We start from the raw sequence: 20,062 nt of genomic DNA, 5'->3' as shown, positions 1-20,062 counted from the left end.
TCATCTTCTTCTCCTCACAGCTCGGACACCTCGGTCAGGGCCCGGTCGATCCCGGCGATCCCGGCGGTCAACTCCTCCGCCGTGATGGTCAACGGAGGGAACAGGTGCAGCCGGTTGCCCGCCGCCAGCGGCCAGACGCCGTGGCGCTTGCACGCCGCCAGGACGGCGGCCATCTCGGGCGCCAGCGTCCCCGGGGCCGCGTACGGCGCCAGCGGCTCGCGGGTCGCGCGGTCCCGGACCAGCTCGACGGCCCAGGCCAGGCCGACGCCGCGGACGTCGCCGACGATCGGGTGGCGCTCGGCCAGCTCGGCCAGCGCCGGGCCCACCACGTCGCGGCCGAGTGCGGCCGCCCGGTCGACCAGGTTCTCCTCCCGCAGCACCCGCAGCGCCGCCACGATGGAGGCGCAGGCCAGCGGGTGCCCGGAGTAGGTGAGCCCGCCGGGGTAGCGGCGGTGCGCGAAGTGGGCCGCCACCGCGCGGGACAGCAGCACCCCGCCCACCGGCACGTAGCCGGAGTTGACCCCCTTGGCGAAGGTCATCAGGTCGGGCACCACGTCCCAGAGGTCGCCGGCGAACCACCTGCCGCACCGGCCGAAGCCGGTCATCACCTCGTCGGCGATCAGCAGGATGCCGTGCTCGTCGCAGAGCCGGCGGACGCCGGCCAGGTAGCCGTCCGGCGGCACCAGCACGCCGTTGCTGCCGACCACCGGCTCGACGAGGATCGCGGCGATCGTGTCCGGGCCCTCGTACCCGACGAGCCGGCGCAGGTGCTCCAGCGCCCGTTCGCCCTCCTGCGCGGCGTTCTCGGCGTGGAACTCGCTGCGGTACGGGTACGGGCCCGTGAAGTGCACGGCGCCGCCGCTGGCCGTGTCCACCGGCCAGCGCCGGGGGTCACCGGTCAACGCCAGCGCCCCCGCCGTCGCCCCGTGGTAGGACCGGTAGGCGGCGAGCACCTTCGGCCGCCCCGTCACCACCCGCGCCATCCGCACCGCGTGCTCCACGGCCTCCGCGCCGCCGGTGGTGAACAGGACCGTCTCCAGGTCCCCCGGTGCCACCTCGACGATCGCCCGGGCCGCCTCGTCGCGGACGTCGACGGCGAACGACGGCGCGATCGTGCACATCCGTCCGGCCTGCTCGCGCAGCGCCGCCACCAGGGCCGGGTGCTGGTGGCCCAGGTGCAGGTTGCCCATCTGGGCGTGCAGGTCGAGCCACCGGTTGCCCTGCTCGTCCCAGAACCAGCTGCCCGCGCCGCCGGCCACGCGGACCGGATCGATCTCCTCCTGCGCGGACCAGGGGTAGAAGACCGGCCCGGTCACGACGCCTGCCGTTCGCGGACCAGGTCGACCTGCTCGGCCAGCGTCGGCGCCGCGAACACGTCCTGCAGGGAGAGCCGGACCTGGTACGCCTTGCGGATCCGGCTGATCAGGCGGATCGCGAAGAGCGAGTCGCCGCCCAGGTCGAAGAAGTCGTCCCCGGGCTCGACGCCGTCGACCTTGAGCAGGGCGGCCCAGATCTGCCCGAGCTGGTCCAGCACCTCGGAGCGGCCGTCGTCGGTCGCCGGGCCGGACGGCGCGGCGGTCGGCTGCGCCGGGTCCGGGGCGGCCTCCGGCGGGGCGGTCGGCCGCCCGGGGGCGGCGGGCACCAGTTCCAACCGTCCAGCCGTGGTCCACCGCACGGTGGCCCCGGTGTCCCGCATCCGCGCGCCCGGCGTGCCGGCGTACGGGTCGTCGACCTCGCCGGCGCCGCTGACCCACAGCCGCCCCGGGGTGTTCACCGGCACGGGCCGCGCGCGGTCGTCGAGGACGTAGCAGCGGGCCACGGCCGGCAGGTCGTCCTGGCCGACCAGCGCGTCCGGCAGCCGCGCCGGGTTCCAGCCGTCGAGCACGGCCCGCAGCTCCCGGCGGGGCATGGCGGACAGCTCCCCCACAGGCCGCTCCTGGTCGGCGACGAGCTGGTCGAGCACGGTCAGCATCGAGTCCAGGATCCGCTGGACGGTGGCCCGGTCGAACAGGGCGAGCCGGAAGTCGAGGCTGCCCACCATCCGGTCCTCGCCGACCTGGTTCACCGCCAGCGCCAGGTCGTACTTCGCCGAGGTCCACTCCGGCGGTTCCAACCGCAGCGCCTCGACCGCGCCGAGCCGGAACCGGTCCGGCACCGCCCGGCCGTACCGGACGCAGACCTGCACCAGCGCGGAGACCGCCGGGTCCCGGCGCGGGCGCAGCTCGCCGACCAGCGTGTCGAAGGGCACCCGGCGCAACTCCAGCGCGGTCAGCACGCTGCCGCGTACGTCGTGCAGGAACTGGGCCACGGTGGCGTCCCGGTCGACCCGGATCCGCAGCGGCAGCAGGTTGACCAGGCAGCCGATCAGGTCGCGGGTCGACTCGTCGTCGCGTTGCAGGCTCGGCGTGCCGATGAGCAGGTCGTCGCCCGCGCCGTACGCGTTCAGGGTGCGGGCGAACGCGGCGGTGAGCAGGGTGAACGGGCTGGTCCGCGCGGCGGCGGCCGCCGCCACCAGCCGGGCGGCGAGGTCGTCGTCGACGGTGAAGCGCACCGACCCGCCCCGGTGGTCCAGGACCGGCGGTCGGGGCCGGTCCGTCGGCAGGGTGATCACCTGCGGAGCGCCGTCCAGGTAGCGCCGCCACCGGGCGAGCTGGTCGGCCGCGCCCGGCCCGGCGAGTTCGGCCTGCTGGCGGCGGGCCACGTCCGCGTACCGGCACGGCACGTCCGGCAGCCGGAGCGGCTCCCCCCGCGCGTACGAGGGGTAGAGCCGGGCCAGCTCCGCGAAGAAGATCTCCGCCGCCGTCGGGTCGGCGGCGACGTGGTGCACCACCAGCAGCAACGCCGTCCGGCCGGCGGGCAGCTGCACGGTCGCGACCCGGATCGGCCACTCCCGGGCGAGGTCCCACCGGCGGTCGCGGAACCCGGTCACCCGCTCGTCGCCCGCCCAGCCGTCGGCCGGCGCGTCGCTGAGGTCGAGGCGGGCGATCGTGAGCGGCGCCGCCGGGTGGATGCGCTGGACCGGTTCCTCGTCGACCTCGACGATGGTGGTCCGCAGCGCCTCGTGCCGGCGAACGATCTCGTCGACCGCCGCGTGCAGCGCGGCGGCGTCCACCGGTCCGGTCAGCTCGACCGCCGCGTCGAGGTGGTACGCCGCTCCGCTCGTGCCGGCCTGCTCGGCCAGCCAGATCGCCCGCTGCGCCACGGAGAGCGGGGCCGTGACGTCGTCGGCGTCGGGCCGTTCGAGGGTTGCCGCGCGGGGCAGCTCCAGCGTCGGGGCGGCGTCGGCGTCGTGGCGCACCGTCAGCACCGGCGCGACGTCCCGGGGCACGGTCAGCGCGTTGTCCGCGTCCGCCCCGGTGACCGCCAGCCGGACCCGGTCGCCCGCCGCGAACCGGTACGCGATCGGGTGCAGCTCGATCTCCAGGCGGGAGTCGCCGGGAGCGCCGTCGACCTGGCCGCAGCCCTCGGTGACGTACAGGGAGGTGCCGTCGGGGGCGACCGACTCCAGGTAGGCGAAGACGTCCGCCGGGCCGTCGGTGACCCGGGCCGCCAGGCGCAGCACCGGGGCGCCGACCAGCTCGACCGCCTCGGTCAGCGGGTCGGAGGTCCAGCACAGCGCCCGGGTGTCGTTGTCGGTCAGGTCCGGCCGCTGGAAGGGCGAGCCGTAGCCGCTGGCCCACCGGCTGGTCTTGCCGGACGTGGTGGCGTAGTCGACCTCGTACCGCCGGGCCTCGCCGGCCCGGGGTTCCGGTCCCAGCTCGCCGGCCGGGCCAAGGTGCCAGGTGCCGGTCGTCGCCGGCTCCGGCGGCCAGGACCGGGCGGTACGCCACGCGTCGGCGCCCAGCACGTGGTACCGGACGGCTGGGCCGTCCATGATCCCGGTGTCCCGGCCCCGCAGCCAGTGGTCGAACCATCGCACGTGCTCGTCGGCCAGGTTGTAGCCGGCGCCGCCCAGCACCCCGCCGGTGTGCGGCCACGGGCCGATGACGACCCGGTGCGGCACGGTCAGCCGGCGGGCCCACTCGGTCGCGTCGCGCGCCCAGACGTCGTGCCAGCCGCCCAGGTGGTAGACGGCGACCCCGGAGGCGTTGATCGCCTCCAGCAGCGCCGACGGGCTGCGGGTCAGGTACGCCGCCTCGCCGGTGTCGGCCAGCCGTGACTCGCGCCCGGGCAGGCCGGCGAACATCGTCCGGACGTCCCGGTTCGCCACGTGCTGCTCGCGGGCGGCGGTCAGCAGGAGGCCGTCGGGGTCGTCGTCGAGGGGCGCGACGGGGCCACGCAGGTCGAGTTCGCGCACGTCCTCGCCCCAGGCGCGGGCGAAGTCGTCCCGGAACACCCCGCCGTCCCAGGCGAAGCGGTGCAGGTCGAACAGCGCCATCTGCGGGAAGATCGCCGCCAGGTGCGGCGGGGCGGTGCTCGCCGCGAGGTACTGCGAGACCCCGAGGTAGGAGCGGCCGAACATGCCCACCCGGCCGTCGCACCAGGGCTGGGCGGCGATCCACTCGGTGACGTCGTACGTGTCGGTCGCCTCGACCGTGGAGAACGGGCCGTCGCTGGTGCCGAACGACGCGCCGCTGCCCCGGCTGTCCACCACCACCACGACGTAGCCGCGGGCCAGCAGGCGCTGCGCGACCGGGAAGGCCCGCAGCGTCACCTCCCCGGGGGCCACCTCGGCCACGCCGAGGTCGTCGATGTCGGTGAGGTCGACGTCCGCCAGTTCGGCGCGTACCACCGCCAGGAAGTCGTCGCGCCCGGGGCGCGGCGACACCTGGTGGTAGCGGTCGTGGGCCCAGACGGCGGGCGCGGGGTCGCGCTGGCCGACCGGCCGGAAGACGTACGCCGCCAGCCGGGTCCCGTCGCGGGTGGCCACGTACTGCGAACGGCAGGTCCAGGTGGGGCTCATGCCAGGTCGGCCCGTCCGTAGAGTTCCCGCGCCGGCACCCCGACGTCGGCGCAGCGCTGGAAGAACTCCGCCATCTGCTTGAGCTGGTACGACTCGTCGGTGTAGTTCGTCGCCATGACGAACACCAGCCACGGCTCGCGGCCCATCGCGTACACGTACGCCTGCCGGGCCCGCAGCCGCCGCACGATGCCCATCGCCTCGACGGCGTCGGAGCCGTTGAGCTTGCGGCTGCGGCTCATCTTCTGGTCGATGCGGCGGGAGAAGAGCGGACCGTACATCCAGGACAGCGGGGCGCCGTCGCACTCCATGCCGAGGAACGCCATGTCGACGTCGCCGATCATGTCGTGGATGTGGCCGAACAGGGCCGGGTCGACGCAGCGGTTGTCCGCGCCGAAGTAGAGGTTCTTCCCGCCGGTACGCACCGAGTAGGTGACCTTCGCGGCGATGTCGAGGTCGCAGTGTTCGCCGACGAACGGGCACACCACGATCTGCCCGTCGGGCAGCTCGATGGTCTCGCCCGGCTCCACGTCGACCACGTTGGGGAAGCCGAGCGCCTCCAGGCACAGCCGCAGCGACGGGTCCTGCAACGCCCCGGCGGCGGTCTTCGGCACCACCACCGTGCCGATGCGGTGCCGCAGCTTCAGCAGGGAGGCCAGTTCGAGGTGGTCCTGGTGCCCGTGCGTGATCAGCACGTAGTCGATGACGTCGGGCAGGTCGGCGTAGGCGTACCGGTCGCCGTCGCCGAGGGCGTCGGACAGGAACGGGTCGGTCATCACGGTGACCGGGCCGGACTGCACCACCACGCAGGCGTGCCCGAAGTAGCGCACCCGCAGCCCCGGGCCGTCCAGGTTGCGGTCCGGGCTCCCGCCCGGCTCGGCGGAGAACAACCCGCTGAAGGTCGCCAGGTCGGCGTCGGAGACGTCGAACGCCTCCCGCAGCTCGCCGAAGGGCCGGGCCGTGGTCATGGTGGAGAAGAGCAGGTCGATGCGGGGGTCCCGCAGCGGCATGGTGGCCTGCACGTGCCCGTTGCCGGGGAACCGCGGGGTGGTCATCGCGAAGGGCCGCTCGTCGCCGGTGGCCAGCGACAGGTCCACCGAGTGGGCGGTCTCGTCGAAGTGCCGCGACCGGTAGAGCATCCGCTCGGCGAGCCGGATCCGGGCGTGGTCGTTGAGGTCGTAGACCAGCTCGACGTAGCCGCGCAGGGCCGGCGGGATCTCGCCGTAGCGGGGCGTCAGGTCGAACCCGTCGGCGAGCTTCTCCAGGTTGACCGTCAGCTCGTCCATCGCCGCCGACAGCTCCGGCATGGGTCCGTCGGCGAGCCGGGCCGCCAGGTCGGACACCCCGTCGAGCTGGTCGTCCTCGAGGTCGACGAACATGCCGCCGCGCAGCTTCGGGTCCCGGGCGGAGCGGCGGTGCAGCGCGGGCGCGTCGAGGAACGAGCGCAGCAGCGGCACGTGCAGCTTGGCGAAGTTCATCGCCGCCGGCACCGGCGACACCAGGTTCAGCCAGGCGTAGTACCGGTGGATGAGCGGTTCCAGCGCCAGGTTGGGGCGGGCGTGCACCAGGTCGTGGCTGGCGAAGGGCTGGTTCATCGCGCTCCCTCGGTGGAGTCCGTACGCAGTCGGTCCCGGACGGTCCGGACGACCTGTGCGAGGTGGTGGAAGTCTTCGTCGTCGGTGGGGGTGTCCAGCACGAAGGTGCGTACGCCGGCCCGGATCATCGCCAGCAGTCGCTCGACGGCGCCGGCGTGGTCGGCCACCAGGTACGGCCCGTCCGCCTGGCCGGAGCGGAACGGCGCGAGCCGGTACGCCGGGTCGACGGTGACGGCGCCGTGGCCGGCCTCCGCCTCGGCGAAGAGCCGCTGCTTCCAGACGGAGTCGGTGTTGGCCATGGTGATCGCGGTGATCTTCGCACCGTCCGGATCCTCCGGGAAGCGTGCCTCGGCGACCCGCTCGGTCTCCTCCGCCGTCGCCCGGGTCAGCAGCCCGAAGTTCAGCGCGCCCGGTGCCCCGTCGGCGTCGGGCCGGGCCGCCGTGAGCATCTGGATGCTGGTGGCGCCCACCCGCTCGGCCACCTGCCGGGCGGCCGGGGACTGCCCGGCGACGAACAGCCGCGGCAGCAGGTGCGCGGGAAGGCCGGGGGTGAGCTGCAACCGGGACACCTGGTAGAACCGCCCGTCGAAGCTGAACGGACGGCGGCTGCCCAGCACCCCCATCATGATCTCGACGTACTCGGCGAGGCGCGCGTACCGGTCGTCGTGGTCCAGCCGGTCGCCGAGCGCGTCCAGGTCGCTCACGGCGGTGCCGGTGATCAGGTTGAGGTCGATCCGCCGCTGGTAGAGCAGGCCGAGCGAGGCGACCATCCGGGCCGCGGTGAACGGGTGCTGGTAGACGGGGTTCACCGCGACCAGCGGGCTGAGCCGGGTGGTGCCGGCCGCCGCGGCGGTCGCCAGGACCCAGGGGTCGAGCACCGCGCCGCTGCCGGTGAAGATGAGCACCCCGTCGAGGTCCGCCGCGTCGGTGCGGCGGATGACGGACATCGCCGTGTCCGCGTACGCGGTCAGGTCCCGGACCCGGGGCACCACGGTGATGAAGCTGACGTCGGGCACGGCCTCACGCTCCCTCTTCGGAGACCGCGGCGAGCGCGGCCCGGATCTCCTGCGCCTCGCGCAGCTTGCCGTCGATCACCTCGGCGAGCGCGGCGACGGTGGGGGTCTGCAGGAACACGCCGAGTTGCAGGTCGACGTGGAAGGCCTGGGCGAGGTCCCGCAGCGTCCGGGCGGCGCTGAGCGAGTCCGCGCCGAGCATCAGCAGCGAGTCGTGCAACCCGATCCGGTCCACCCCGAGCCGGCGGCGCCACACGGCGGCCACCGCCTCCTCCAGGACCGAGCCGGCGGCCGGCTGGGCGTCGGCGGCGGGCTGGGCGTCGGCGGCCGGGGCCGTCGGCGTCGGGCCGGTCACGGGCGCCACGGCCACCGGGTCGACCCAGTGCCGCGTCCGCTGGAACGGGTACGTCGGCAGGCCGACGCGACGCCGCGACGCGCCCTCGTGCAGGGCGGCCCAGTCCACCTCGACGCCCCGGCGCCACAGCTCGCCGAGCGCGTCGAGCAGCCCACGGAGGCTCCCGGCCTCGTCGGTCAGGGCCAGCGTCGACGCCTCGGCCGGGCCGACGGCCAGCGTCAGGTCGGCCTCGGCCGGCGTCCCGGCCGGCGCCGGCGGGTGGCTGCCGGCGCGCAGGGCGCGCCCGGCCTCCGCCACCGTCCAGCGGCCGTCGACGACGGCGGCCGTCACGGCGCCCGGACCCTCGCCGTGGGCGGCGACCGGGGACACGCCGCAGGCGCCCAGCAGCCGGGCGAGCGCGAGCTGCCCGGTGACGGTGGCCGCGTCGGAGCCCGGCCCGCCGGCAGCCGGGTCGACGCCCAGCTCACCGGCCACCCGGTCGACCTCCGCCCGCAGCCGGGGCAGGGCGTCGCACAGCGCGGTCAGGTCGGGGCAGGTGGCGGGGAACGCGTACGCCACCGTGGCGGTCTCCGGCGACGCCTCGCCCGCGCCGACGGCGGACAGCGCGCGGGCCGCCTGCCCGGCGTCGGTCGCCACCACGAAGGCCCGGTGGCGCAACGCGCGACGGCCGACCTGGCTGGTGTAGGCGACGTCGGCGAGGGCCTGCTCCGGGTGACGCCCGAGGTGCTCGGCGAGCCGGTTGGCGGCGGCGGCCAGCGCCTCGCCGCCGGCCGCGGAGACGGCGAGCAGCACGGCCGGCGGGTTCGGCCCCGGCGGCGCGGGCGGCGGCGCCTGTTCGAGGATGACGTGCGCGTTGGTGCCGCCGACGCCGAACGAGCTGACCGCCGCCCGGCGCGGCCCGGTGACCTCGGGCCAGTCCCGCAGCATGTCGTTGACGCGGAACGGTCCCCGGTCGAGCGAGGTCTGCGGGTTGGGCTTGCGGAAGTGGATCGACGGCGGCAGCTCACCGTGGTGGACGGCGAGGACCGCCTTGATCAGCGAGGTCACGCCGGAGGCGGTGTCGAGGTTGCCGACGTTCGGCTTGACCGAGCCGATCGCCCAACCGGCGCCCGAAGCGCCGGCGGCGCCGTACGCCTCCTCCAGGGCGGACACCTCGATCGAGTCGCCCATCAGGGTGCCGCTGCCGTTGGCCTCGACGTACTGGATGGAGTCCGCCTCGACGTCGGCGACCCGCAGCGCCCGGCGGATCACCCGCACCTGGCCCGACCGGCCGGGCGCCACGAAGCTGACCTTGCCGGCGCCGTCGTTGTTCACCGCCGAGCCCTTGACCAGGGCGTAGATCCGGTCGCCGGCGTCCTCGGCGTCCTCCCGGCGGCGCAGCACCACCACGCCGGCGCCGTCGCCCAGGTGGTAGCCGGCGGCCTCGGCGTCGAAGGCCCGGCAGCGGCCGTCGGGCGAGTTGATGCCGTCGGCCTCGTGCCGGTAGCCGCGGGGCACCGGGTTCTTGACGCTGACCGCGCCCACGATCGCCATGTCGCACTGGTAGTCGAGCAGGCTGCTGATGGCATGGTGCAGCCCGACCAGGGCCGAGGAGCAGTTGGTCTGCACCGTCATGCTGGGCCCGGTCAGGTCGAGCTTGTACGAGATGCGGGTGGCCAGGTTGTCCTTGTCGCTGGCGACGGCCATGCCCAGCCGGCCGGCGGAGTCGACCAGCTCCTGCTGGGGCAGCAGGTGGTAGAGCAGGTACTGGTTCAGGCCGCAGCCGGCGTACACGGCGATGTCGCCGGGGAAGCGGCGGCTGTCGTAGCCGGCGTCCTCCAGCGCCTCCCAGGCGCACTCCAGCAGGATCCGGTGCTGCGGGTCGATCAGCGTCGCGTCCGTCGGCGAATAGCCGAAGAACTGGGCGTCGAACCGGTCGGCGCCCTCGATGCCCGACCACACCGGCACGTACGCCGGGTCGGCGCGTTCCTCGGCCGGGACGGCGTCCAGCTCGGCGGCGGTCAGCTCGCGGCCGGCGTCGACGCCGTCGCGGAGCAGCTCCCAGAACTCGGCGACGTTCGCCGCGCCCGGAAACCGTCCGCTCATCCCCACGACGGCGATGTCCATCTCGCTGCTCATCGACTTCCCACTTCCTGAATACGCTGGCGCATCAACCGGCGGCGGTTCGCCACCTGCTCGTTGCGGTCGGGCCCCGGGTCGACGGGCGGGTCCGTCGCCGGGCGCGCGGGCTCGCCGAGGTGCTCGGCGAGCTTGCGCACGGTGGTGTGCTCGTACAGGTCGACAAGCGGGAACTGCCGGCCGAGGAGTTCCTGGATCCGGATGTGCACCTGGACCAGGCTCAGCGAGTTGCCGCCGACGTCGAAGAAGTTGTCGTCGAGCCCGACGGCGCCGACGCCGAGGACGTCCAGCCAGATCTCGGTGACCTGGGCCTGGAGCCCGCCGGCCGCCGGGGCGAGCGGCCGGGCCGTGGCGCCCGCGCCCAGCCGGGCCAGCGCCTCGGTGGCCTCGGCCGCGACGGCGCGCCGGCTCACCTTGCCGGTCGCCGTGGTGGGCAGCTCGTCGACCAGGTGCAGCAGCGGCACCATGAACTCCGGCAGCCGCTGCCGCAGGTGGGTGCGCAGGTCGTGCAGCAGGTCCCGCCGCGCGGTGGCGCCCAGCGGGTCGTTGGCCAGCTCCGGCCAGTCGGCGCGCCGGGCCCGCGGCGGGGTCCAGCCGACCGTGTCGTCCGGTCGGGCGGCGGGCCAGAACCGCAGGTCCATCGTGTACGGGTCGCGCGCGGTCGACGGCACCACGGCGGTCCGTCGGCCCAGCGCCTCGCCGATGCTCCAGCAGTCCTCCGGGTCGACCCCGGGCGGCAGCTCGCCGGTCGGGCGGGTCACCGGGTCGGCGTCGGCGAGACCGGCCAGCCGGCGTACGGGGCCGGCGACCGTGACGAGCCGCGCGTTCGGCACGTCGCGCACCTCCACCGGCCGGTTGCGGTTGCCGCGCAGCAGGCTCCGCAGCCGGGCGACGTCCAGCCCGTCGCGCGTCCAGTCCAGCCGCACCGGCTCGACCGGCTCGGCGGCGTCGCCGTCGGGGGCGGCGCCCACGTGCAGGACGACGTCATAGCGGAACGCGCTCAACTCGTTGGCCTGCCGGCCGCGCTTGAGGTGCAGCTCCACCCCGGTCACCCCCGGCAGCCAGTCCGGCGCGGTGAGGAACAGGTCGGGGGCCAGCACCAGCTCGTCGTCGGCGAGCACCCGGGCGGCGACGCGGCGGCGCAGCTCGGCGACGGTCAGGCCGGCTTCCGGCTCGGCGCCCAGCTCCACCGAGGCGTGGAACACCTCCAGCAGGTCGAGGTCGCGTACGTCGCCGAGGTAGATCCGCCCGCCGGGCGAGGCCGCGGTGACCGCCGCGCGCAGCACCCCGCGCAGGTAGTCGTGGTGGGGGAAGTACTGGGTCACCGAGTGCAGCACCACGGTGTCGAAGCTGCCGGCCTCGATGCCGGTGACGTCGTCGGCCTCCCGCAGCAGCAGCGTGACCGTGTCCCGGTCCACCCCCTCGGCGTCGAGCCGCTGTTCGAGCACCTTCAGGCCGGCGGCGGAGAAGTCGGTGCCGACGTACGCCTCGCAGTCCGGCGCCAACGCCAGGGTCAGGTTGCCCGTGCCGCAGCCGAGTTCCAGCAGCCGGCGGGGACGCAGCTCCCGGATCCGCCGGACCGCCTGGTCGATCCACTCGCCCATCTCGACGTCGGTGAACGGCGCGCCCGTGTAGCTACTGGTCCAGATCGCCTGCTGGGCCTCCTCGGCGGGACCGGCCTCGGTGTACATCCGGTCGTAGAGCAGCCGCCAGTCCGACACCCGGGTGGTGGCCGGCGCCCCGCCCGGGTCGGCTCCGGCCGGCGCGGACGACCCGCTGCGCTGCCGGGGCACGACCGCCGCGACGATCCGCTGCTCGCCGCCGCCCGGCGCCTGGGCGAGCGCGGCCACGGCGGCGGCCACCCCGGGGTGGGCCCGCAGCGTCGCCTCGATCTCGCCCAGCTCGATCCGGAAGCCGCGGACCTTCACCTGGTGGTCGGCCCGGCCCAGGAACTCCAGCCGCCCGTCGTGGCTGAACCGGCCCCGGTCACCGGTGCGGAACAGCCGCCCGCCGTCGCCGTACGGGTCGGGAACGAACCGCGTCGCGGTCAACGCCGGTTGGTCGAGGTAGCCACGGGCCAGGCCGGCCCCGCCGACGTAGACCTCACCGGCGAAGCGGGGCGGCACCGGCCGCATGGCCTCGTCCAGGACGTAGATCCGGGTGTTGCCGACGGGCCGCCCGACGCTGCCGACCCGCTCCGGTCCGGTGACCACGTCCAGGGTCACGTCGGCGGAGATCTCCGACGAGCCGTAGAGGTCGACCAGGACGCAGCCGGGCAGGGCCGCCAGCCACCGCGCGGCCAGGTCGGCGGTGAGCGCCTCCCCGCTGGAGTGGCAGTAGCGCAGCGCCGACAGGCGTCCGCCGACGTCGGCGACGCCGTCGAGGATGGCCCGCAGCAACGACGGTACGGCCACCAGGCGGGTGACCCGGTGCCGGGCGAGCAGGTCGACCAGGCGTACCGGGTCGCGTCCGACGTCCTCGGGCACCACGACGACCGGGGCGCCGGCGAAGAGCGGCAGGAACATCTCGCCGCCGGAGTCGAAGAAGCTCAGCGAGGTCTTGTGGCTGCCCACCTCGTCCGGCCCCATCGGGAAGCGGTCCATGATCCACCGTTGCCGGTTGACGATGCCCCGGTGCAGGCCGAGTACGCCCTGCGGGGTGCCGGTGGAGCCGGAGGTGTAGACGACGTAGGCCACGTCGTCGGGGTGGGCCGTCGGCAGCGGATCGCGGTCGTCCTCGGCCGCGAGGGACTCCTCGGCCGGGTCGACCACCTCGACGTCCGGGAGTCCGACGGCCGCGCCGGGGGCGGCGACGAGCAGCCGGGCCCCGGAGTCGGCGAGCATGAACCGCAGCCGCTCCACCGGGTACGACGGGTCGAGCGGCACGTAGGCGGCGCCGGTCTTGAGGATCGCCAGCACGGCGGTGAGGCTGACCGTGGAGCGGGGCACCAGCAGGCCGACCCGGGTGCCCCGGCCGGCGCCCAGCCCGATCAGCCGGTGGGCCAGCCGGTTCGCCGCCGCGTTGAGCTCGGCGTAGGTGAGCCGGGTGGTGCCGTCGATGGCGGCCGGCGCGTCCGGGGTCCGGCGGGCCTGCTCGGCCACGATCTCCGGCGCGCACCGGTCGGTGTCGTAGTCGGCCGTGGTGTCGTTCCACTCCACCAGCACCTGCCGGTGGCGCTCGGCGCCGAGCAGCGGCAGGGCGCCGACGGGGGTCGCCGGCGCCGCGACGGCCGCGGACAGCAGCGCGGTCAGCGCCTCGGCCAGCACGCCCATGGTGTCGGCGTCGAACAGGTCGGTGCTGTAGTCGAAGGTGCCCAGCAGTTCGCCGTCGTGCTCGCCCAGGTAGAGGGAGAGGTCGTAGTAGGTGGCCCGCTGCCGTACCGGCCGGCTGCGCACCCGCAGCCCGGCCCAGTCACCCAGTGCCCCCTCGTGGTTCAGCACCATCGGCGTGAGGCCGAGCCGGTCGGTGCCGCGCCCGTGCTGGTAGGCGAAGGCCGCGCTGAGCAGCGCGCCGCGGCTGGCGTCGGCGGCCTGCCCGAGCCCCTCGACGATCCGCCCGAACGGCACCTCGGCGCGATCGGAGGCGGCCAGCACCGCGTCGTGGGCCGCCCGGGCCAGGGCGCCGAACTCCGGGTCGGCGGACAGGTCCACCGACACCGGCAGCGGGTTGACCAGGTAGGCGACCAGGTCGGCGAAGCGGCCGCGGACCCGGCCGGCGTGCACGAAGCCGAGCGGGAACGTCGCCTGGCCGGCGTAGCGCGACAGCACCGCCGCGTAGCCGGCGAAGAGCACGGCGGTGCGGCTGATCCCTTGCGCGGCGGCGAGCGCGTCGATCCCGGCGCACAGGTCGGCGTCGAGCCGGAACGCGTGGGCGGCGCCCCGGAAGGTGCGCACCGACGGGCGGGGCCGGTCGGTCGGCAGGTCCAACGGCACGAGGTCGGCGACCTGGGCCTGGCACGTCGCGGTCAGCTCCCGGCCGGCCGGGCCGTCCAGGAAGGACCGCTGCCAGGCCACGAACTCGGCCGGGTGGGCGGCGGGTGCGGGCGGCGCCGCGTCGTCCCCGGCGGCGCGCCGGCCGTAGCCGGTCGCCAGGTCCTCGACCAGCACCGCCAACGACCACACGTCCATGACGCTGTGGTGGGTGCAGAGCAGCAGCGTGTGGCGGTCCGCCGCGTGCCGGAACAGCACGGCCCGCAGCAGGGGCGGGCCGGCGAAGCCGACCCCGAGTTCCGCCTCGATCTCCTCGTCGAGCCGGCCCGCCGGCCAGCCCGCCGCGTCGCGCACCTCCAGCGTGACCTCGGCGTCGTCGGCCACCCGCTGGGTCACCTCGGCGCCGGCGTCGTCGTAGCGGGTGAGCAGGGCCGGGTGCCGCACGCCGAGGTCGCGCACGGCGCGGGCCAGCGCCGCGGCGTCCAGTTCGCCGTCGACGGTCACCGCGCGGCACAGGTTGAGGTTGGCCGGGTCCTCGGCGAGGGCGCCCTGGAACCAGATCGCCCGCTGGCCGTACGACAGCGGGTAGGGCCCGTCGGCGGCGGCCGGGGTGGCCGGCGGGTCGGCCGGCGCGGGCGCGGACGGCAGCGCGGCGGCCAGTTCGGCCACCGTGCTGTCGCCCAGCAGGTCGGTCAGGGCCGGGCGGACGCCCCACTCCCCCTCGATCAGGTGTTGCAGCTCCACGGCCCGCAGCGAGTCGAACCCGAGCTCCGGCAGGGAACGGTCCGGGTCGATCCGCTCCGGGTCGACGTCGAGCAGCCCGCCGGCCAGGGCGCGCAGTCGCTGCGCCTGCGCCGGCGCGGCGGCCGGGGCGGGGCGCGCCGCCGGGCGCAGGGGGTCGTCCGCGACGATCGTGGCGCTGCCCGCCGCGTACGCCCGCGCGCAGTCGCCGCGACGGGTCTTGCCGCTGGTGGTGACGGGGATGGTGCCGGGCGGTACGGCCAGTACCCGGTGCAGGTCCAGGCCGTGGACGGTCACCACGGCCCGGCGGGCCGCCTCGGCGATGGCCGGTGCCTCGTCCGACGCCCGGTCGGAGCGGGTCTCGTACCACAGGACCACGGCCTCGCCGACGCCGTGGCCGTCGTCGGCGACGTCCACACCGAACGCGGCGATCCGCCCGCCGAGGCGGGGGCAGGCGGCGCGGACGGTCTGCTCGATGTCGTCCGGATAGTGGTTCTGGCCGCGGATGACCACGGTCTCCTTGATCCGGCCGCGGACGTACAGGTGGCCGTCCTGGCGGAAGCCGAGGTCGCCGGTGCGCAGGTAGGGGCCGTCGTCGCCGCCGAGGGTGGCGTGCAGGGTCCGCGCGGACTCCTCCGGCCGGTTCCAGTACCCGTCGACGACGCTGCCGCCCCGGACCCAGATCTCGCCGGCCGTGCCGTCGGGGACGGGGTGGCCGGTCGGGTCGACGATCCGGACCTCCGCCTCGGGCAGGATCTCGCAGCCGACCACCTCCGTGCCGGGGCGGTGGGCGGGTCCGGCGGGGTCCGGGTCGGCCACCGTGGTCACGACGGGCCGCTGCGCCCGCGCCCGCCCGGCGACCAGCAGCGTCGCCTCGGCCAGTCCGTAGCAGGGCAGGAAGGCCCGCTCGTCGAAACCGTGCGGGGCGAACGCCGCGGCGAAGGCGCGCAGGGTCGCCGCGCGTACGGGCTCGGCGCCGTTGAACGCCACCCGCCAGGAGCTGAGGTCCAGGGCGGCACGGTCGGCCTCGGCGACCTTGCGCACGCACAGGTCGTAGGCGAAGTTGGGCCCGCCGCTGATGGTGGCCCGGTACCGGCTGATCGCCTGGAGCCACCGCACCGGGGTGCGGATGAACGTCGCCGGGTCCATCAGCACCGTCGGCACCCCGAGGTAGACGGGGGTGAGCAGGGTGCCGATCAGCCCCATGTCGTGGTGCGGCGGCAGCCAGGAGGCCATCACCGTCGCGTCGTCGAAGGCGAAGGAGCGGCGGATGGCCCGCAGGTTCTCCAGCAGGTTCGCGTGGCTGACCATCACGCCCTTGGGGGTGCTGGTGGTGCCCGAGGTGTACTGGAGGAACGCCAGCCCGCCCTCGGCCACCGCCGGCTGCCAGCCGGCGGGCGCGGCGTCGAGGGACTCCAGCTCCAGCACCGGCAGCCGGCGACCGGGCATGAGCGTGGTCAGGTCCACGGCGCTCGTGACCGCGCGGGCCGCCAGCACCGCGGTGGCCTGCGCGTCGTCGAGGATCCGCCCGACGACCGGGGCGCTGGCCCGGTTGAGCCGGGCGGCCAGCGGCACCGGCACGGTGCCGGCGTAGAGGCAGCCGAAGAAGCCGGCGAGGAAGTCGACACCCGCCCCGACGAGCATCAGCACCCGGTCACCGGGACGGCAGTGCCCGGCCAGGGCCGCGCCGACCCGGCGGGCCCGGGCGTCGAGCGTCGCGTAGTCCACCGTCTCGGTGGAGCCGTCCTCCGCCACCAGGTGCAGGGCGGGGCTGTCGGGCTGGACCCGCGCCTGGTGCGACAGGGCGGCGCCCAGGTTGACGACGTCGGTCGCCTCGTGGATCAGGGCGCCGGTGTGCTCGGTCATCTGGCTCTCCACTCGATGCACAGGGGTCGGACCGGGGGTCACGGCTGCCCGGGGGCGAGCCGGGCGGCCAGCTCCGCGACCGTCGGCGCGTCGAAGATGACCGCCACCTCGACGTCCGCCCCCAGCTTCGCGCTGGCCAGGGCCACGATCCGGGTGGCCGTGAGGGAGTCCCCGCCGAGGTCGAAGAAGTCGTCGTGGATGCCGATGCCCTCGCGTCCGAGCACGTCGCACCAGATCTCCAGGAGCACCCGCTCGCGCTCGTCACGCGGCCCGTCGGCCCCGGCGGCGCCGGGCTCGTCCTGCCCCGGCGGTGGCAGCGCCGCGACGTCGAGCTTCCCGTGGTTGGTCAGCGGCAGCCGGGGCAGGCTGACGAAGGCGGCCGGCACCAGGTAGTCCGGCAGCCGCCGGCGCAGGTGGGCGCGCAGGTCCGCGTTGCCCGGCAGGTCGTCGCCGACGACGTAGCCGACCAGCCGGGCGTCCCTGCCGGGCGGGTCCCGGCGTACGACGACGGCGGCCTCGCGCACCGCCGGGTGGCGGCGCAGCGCGGACTCCACCTCGCCCGGCTCGATGCGGTAGCCGCGCAGGTTCAGCTGCCCGTCGCCCCGGCCGAGGAACTCCAGGACGCCGTCCGGCCCGAACCGGGCCAGGTCGCCGGTGCGGTAGACGCGGGCGCCGGGCGCCTCGGCGAACGGGTCGGGCAGGAACCGCTCCGCGGTCAGGGCGGAGTTGTCGAGGTAGCCCCGGGCCAGCCCGGCGCCGCCGACGTACACCTCCCCCGCCACGCCCGGCGGTACGGGCTGCATCGCCTCGTCCAGCACGTACACCCGCACGTTGGCCATCGGCCGGCCGATCGGGACGAAGGGCCGCTCGTCGTCGGGGTCGCACGGCCAGGCGGTGCAGGAGACCGACACCTCGGTCGGGCCGTACAGGTTGAACATGGTGACGTCGAGCCGGTCGAAGACCAGCCGTTGCGTCTCGGGGGTGAGTTCCTCCACGCCCGACACGATCCGCCGCAGCGACTTCAGGTCCGCGGCGTCGGCGGTGAGCAGCACCTCGCGCAGGGCGGTCGGCGCGAAGTCGGCGTCGGTCACCCCGTGCTGGGCGATCACCGCCGCCAGCCGGCGCGGGTCGAAGGTCGCCGTCTCGGGCATCAGCACGCTGGCCGCGCCGTTGAACAGGGCCCGGAACAGCTCGTCCAGGGAGACGTCGAAGGTGCAGGCCGCCTTGCGCAGCACCCGGTCGTGCGGGTCGAGCGGGAAGTTGCGCTGTGCCCACAGCATCCGGTTGGTGAACCCGCGGTGGGTGACCTGCACGCCCTTGGGCTGCCCGGTGGAGCCGGAGGTGAACAGCGTGTAGGCCAGGTTGTCCGGGTGCAGCGGCACGGCGGGGTCGGTGGCGGGACACGTGGCGGTCAACGACGACTCGCCGTCCAGGTCGATGATCCGCCGGCCGGGGCTCCACACCTCGTCGCACAGGTCCCCGGCGGAGATCGCGACCGCCGGGCGGACCTGCCCGAGCAGCGCGTCCCGGCGGGCCTGCGGGTCGCGCGGGTTGACCGGCAGGTGGTAGCCGCCGGCCTTCAGCACCGCCAGGATCGCCACCACCTCGGCGGCGCAGCGGGGCAGGCACACCGCCACCGGGTCCTCCACGCCGACGCCGAGGTCGCGCAGGTGGTGCGCCAGGCGGTTGGCCCGTTCGTCGAGTTCGCGGTACGTCGTGCGGACGTTGCCCTCGACGACCGCCACCGCGTCCGGCGTACGCCGCGCCTGCGCCTCGACGAGGCGGTGGACGAGCGCCTCGGGGCCGAGGTCGACGGCGGTGTCGTTCCACTCGTGCAGGATCCGGTGGCGCTGCCCGGCGTCGAGCATCGGCAGCCGCCACACGCTCGTGTCGGGCTCCCGCACCGCCTCGACGAGCAGGAGCTCGAACTGCCGGGCCATGTCGCGTACGGACTCGCCGGTGAAGAGGCTGGTGTCGTACTCGAACTCGCCCACCAGTCCGTCAGCCGTCTCGGTGATCTTCACCGTCAGGTCCATCCGGGACCGGCCGGTCTCCATCTGGTGCACGTCGACCCGCAGCTCGGGCAGGTCCAGCCGGCTGGTGGGCACGTTCTGGAGCACGAAGGCGACCTGCGCGAGCGGCTGGTGGCTGCGGCTGCGCTCCGGCTGCAACGCGCCGACGAGCCGCTCGAACGGCACGTCGCGGTGCCGGAACGCGTTCAGCGAGGCTGCCTTGACCCGGCCCACCAGCTCGGCGAAGGTCGGTTCGCCGGACAGGTCGGCGCGTACCACGATCATGTTCAGGAAGCAGCCGATGAGGTGCTCCAGCTCGTGCTGTTCCCGCGTCGCGATGGGGCTGGCGACGACCATGTCCCGCTGCCCGCTGTGCCGGGCGAGCAGCACGGTGAAGGCGGCGAGCAGGGTCATGTAGGTGGTGGCCCCCTGACGCTGTCCGAGGGCGCGGATCCGGTCCGCGTCGGCGGCGCCGAGCCGGAACCACTCGGACGCGCCGACGAACTGCTGGACCGCCGGCCGCGGGCCCTTGGTGGGCAGGGCGAGCAGGGGCGGCACGCCGGCCAGCTCGTCGACGCGCTCGCGCAGGTGGGCCGCCATCCGCTCCTCGCCGACCGCGGTGCGCTGCCAGGCGGCGTAGTCGGCGTACTGGATCGGCAGCTCGGGCAGGTCCGGCGTCGCGCCGGCGGCGAACGCGGCGTACGTGGCGGCCAGCTCGCGGCAGAAGATGGTGAACGACCACAGGTCGCAGACGAGGTGGTGCACGGTGACCCCGAGCACGTGCACGTCGGGGGCGATCCGGTAGAGCACCGTCCGCATGCTCTGGCCGGCGGCCAGGTCGAGCGGGACCCGCATCTCCCGCTCGACGGCGGCCCGCAGCACGGCGTCGTCGGGGTGCGCGGTGGCGCCGGGCAGGTCGACCACGTCGATGCTCAGCGGGGCGGGCGGCGTGACGGCCTGTACGACCCGCTCGCCGAGCTGGCGGAAGGCGGTACGCAGGATCTCGTGCCGGCGGACGACCTCCTCGATGCTCCGGCGCAGCGCGACCTGGTCGAGCGAGCCGGTCAGGATCAGCAGCGTGGCGTCGTTGTGGTGGACGGCGTCGTCCTCCAGCCGTTCGATGAACCAGAGCCGCTCCTGCGCGAAGGACAGGGGTGCCTCGGCGGCGTCCAGGCGGGGGATGGCGGCGCTGGCGGGTGCCGGATCGGAGCGGCTGGCGCGCAGCCGCTCGTCGAGCAGCGCCCGCGCCGAACTGGACAGCCGCGCCACGCGTTGCGTGACGTCACTCGCGACCGGATGCTCCTGCCGTCCCACTGGTCCTCCGTTGTCCGTCGGTGATCCGGTCCGCGGTCCGGGGCCTCCACCGGATGCGAGCGTCGCACCGATGCGGGTGCCGATCCTCGATCTCTACCAGGCTCACTGAGCGCTTAGTCAGCAGGAGGAACGGTTATAGGGGTTTGACCTCACAATTCACGACATCTGTTCCGAGTCCTAGGGGTTGGGCAACCCGTTTCCCTGCCACATGATGGGCAC

At 75.0% G+C, this 20,062-nt stretch carries 7 protein-coding genes; all 7 read right to left on the bottom strand.

What is annotated here, in order from left to right; genetic code table 11:
- Window positions 1–14 precede the first annotated feature (14 nt).
- The 7 genes from ACLQ20_RS13635 to ACLQ20_RS13605 are packed head-to-tail and all read right to left on the bottom strand — an operon-like array spanning window position 15 to window position 19,843.
- Window positions 15–1,316, bottom strand: coding sequence for an aspartate aminotransferase family protein (locus ACLQ20_RS13635; RefSeq protein ID WP_151457308.1), 1,302 nt, complete (start codon window positions 1,314–1,316; stop codon window positions 15–17).
- Window positions 1,313–4,903, bottom strand: a complete 3,591-nt coding sequence (locus ACLQ20_RS13630) for a CocE/NonD family hydrolase (protein WP_425855766.1) — start codon at window positions 4,901–4,903, stop codon at window positions 1,313–1,315. Before ACLQ20_RS13630 ends, ACLQ20_RS13635 begins: the two co-directional genes overlap by 4 nt.
- Complete coding sequence (locus tag ACLQ20_RS13625; protein ID WP_132239868.1) at window positions 4,900–6,495, bottom strand: MBL fold metallo-hydrolase; 1,596 nt, start codon at window positions 6,493–6,495, stop codon at window positions 4,900–4,902. Before ACLQ20_RS13625 ends, ACLQ20_RS13630 begins: the two co-directional genes overlap by 4 nt.
- Complete coding sequence (locus ACLQ20_RS13620; protein ID WP_425855763.1) at window positions 6,492–7,511, bottom strand: LLM class flavin-dependent oxidoreductase; 1,020 nt, start codon at window positions 7,509–7,511, stop codon at window positions 6,492–6,494. Before ACLQ20_RS13620 ends, ACLQ20_RS13625 begins: the two co-directional genes overlap by 4 nt.
- A gap of 4 nt (window positions 7,512–7,515) precedes the next feature.
- Complete coding sequence (locus ACLQ20_RS13615; protein ID WP_425855762.1) at window positions 7,516–9,981, bottom strand: beta-ketoacyl synthase N-terminal-like domain-containing protein; 2,466 nt, start codon at window positions 9,979–9,981, stop codon at window positions 7,516–7,518.
- Window positions 9,978–16,517: an amino acid adenylation domain-containing protein gene (locus ACLQ20_RS13610; protein ID WP_425855760.1), complete on the bottom strand. Its 6,540-nt coding sequence runs from the start codon at window positions 16,515–16,517 to the stop codon at window positions 9,978–9,980. Before ACLQ20_RS13610 ends, ACLQ20_RS13615 begins: the two co-directional genes overlap by 4 nt.
- Before the next feature lie 38 nt (window positions 16,518–16,555).
- On the bottom strand, window positions 16,556–19,843 hold the full coding sequence (locus tag ACLQ20_RS13605; protein ID WP_425855758.1) for a non-ribosomal peptide synthetase: 3,288 nt from the start codon (window positions 19,841–19,843) through the stop codon (window positions 16,556–16,558).
- Window positions 19,844–20,062 lie beyond the last annotated feature (219 nt).

The organism is Micromonospora sp. DT46 (genome assembly GCF_049841735.1).
Taxonomy (GTDB): Bacteria; Actinomycetota; Actinomycetes; order Mycobacteriales; family Micromonosporaceae; genus Micromonospora; species Micromonospora reichwaldensis.
Note: the sequence above shows the minus strand (reverse complement) of the source record. Positions and strands in the feature narration are given on the sequence as shown.

Bases quoted from the DNA above. Each gene is read 5' to 3' on its own strand.
- ACLQ20_RS13610 (WP_425855760.1), bottom strand. From the start codon at position 16,517: ATGACCGAGCACACCGGCGCCCTGATCCACGAGGCGACCGACGTCGTC.
- ACLQ20_RS13615 (WP_425855762.1), bottom strand. From the start codon at position 9,981: ATGAGCAGCGAGATGGACATCGCCGTCGTGGGGATGAGCGGACGGTTT.
- ACLQ20_RS13625 (WP_132239868.1), bottom strand. From the start codon at position 6,495: ATGAACCAGCCCTTCGCCAGCCACGACCTGGTGCACGCCCGCCCCAAC.
- ACLQ20_RS13630 (WP_425855766.1), bottom strand. From the start codon at position 4,903: ATGAGCCCCACCTGGACCTGCCGTTCGCAGTACGTGGCCACCCGCGAC.